The 1372-nt window shown below is 58.4% G+C and carries 1 protein-coding gene; it reads left to right on the top strand.

Annotated elements, in window-relative coordinates:
- Nucleotides 1-47 precede the first annotated feature (47 nt).
- Complete coding sequence (locus JS541_RS14605; RefSeq protein WP_214375209.1) at nt 48-1229, top strand: ATP-binding protein; 1182 nt, start codon at nt 48-50, stop codon at nt 1227-1229.
- The last annotated feature ends 143 nt before the right edge of the window (nt 1230-1372 follow it).

Genomic DNA, 1372 nt, shown 5'->3' with positions numbered 1-1372 from the left:
ATGATATGCTGTTATAAACGAAAAAAACGTTCACAATGGAGAAAATGATGAGACTGCTGGCATTCCACCTCAACGGGCTTCGCCTGTACGAAAACGGCGAAGTCTTCTTCAACCTCCACACCGTCGACGCGGTTCGCAGCCCCGGCTTCACCCACCAGCTCGACAAGGCCGCACGCAACATCAGCATCTCCACCGTCATCGGCATCGCCGGCATCAACGCGTCAGGCAAAACCACGCTCCTGCGAATCATCGAACTCGCACTCGGCGCGACCAGTGGGATGCCTTTGGGATCACTGATTTCAGACATCTTCCCCCTGCTGGATATGATGGACAAGACCGTGATCATCCGCGCCGTCTTCGAACACGAGGGAAAATTCCATCTCATCGAAAGCGTCATCACCCCGACAGGCGATCCGCGCACCCCGTTGAAATACGAGCGGGAGACGCTTCGCCTCAACCACGGAAGAATGAGCCGCAATCGGATCGAACAGGCGATCAGCGGAAGGCCCGATGATCATTGGACGGTCGAATCGACCCGAAACGTCGGCAAACCCGGCAAGGACAACGAACTCTCCAATGATGCGCGACGCTACCTGTCCGCCGATCGGAGCATCGCCGGAGCCGTCTCCGACGGGATCGACATCACCTCCGACCTTCTGCCGGCCACGCCGTTGCTTTCCGCGAACCCGGCGACCCCGGTGATCCGCCTGTTCGACGATCGGATCGAACGCCTCTCCTCCGACAACGAAGGCATCCACCTCCGGTTCAAGGGCGAGGCGAAGGATCGGGACATGTCACCCACGTCCCTCGTATCCGTGATCTCGGCGGGAACGCTGCGCGGCGGCGCGCTGCTCACACGGGTTCTCGACACATTGCGCTCCGGCGGATACCTGCTGGTAGACGAACTGGAGAACAGCATCAACAAGCAGATCGTCTTCGCGATCATGGATCTGTTCGCCAGCCCCGCAACCAACCCGCACGGTGCCACACTGATCTTCACCACGCATTATCCCGAACTATTGGATCACTTCACCCGCAAGGATGGCATATGGTTCACCGTCCGACGGGAGAACGGATTCAAAGTCGAGAATCTTGGCGACCATCTCGGACGGATTGACGTGAAGAAAAGCGTGTCGTTCTTCGCCAATCAGGTGAAAGGCACCGCCCCCGCCTACCGGGCGATCCGCGACCTCCATGATTATGCGAGGGAGTACGCGAATGCTCGTTGAACCCGATCAGTTCGTCCTGTTCTGCTGCGAGGGCACGGCGGAACGTTTCATCCTCAGTACGCTCATCGAACGGGACGAACTCATTATCCCCCAATCGCAAATCATCCGAAACCGGACAGACGGCGATTGGGCGGTGAAACGCA

This window comes from Bifidobacterium sp. SO1, assembly GCF_018555335.1.
GTDB classification, from domain to species: domain Bacteria; phylum Actinomycetota; class Actinomycetes; order Actinomycetales; family Bifidobacteriaceae; genus Bifidobacterium; species Bifidobacterium simiiventris.
The sequence above is the reverse complement of the archived record's forward strand: the minus strand, read 5'-3'. Positions and strand labels throughout refer to the sequence as shown.

Excerpts from the sequence above, each read along its gene's own strand:
- JS541_RS14605 (WP_214375209.1), top strand. The coding sequence starts at position 48 with ATGAGACTGCTGGCATTCCACCTCAACGGGCTTCGCCTGTACGAAAAC.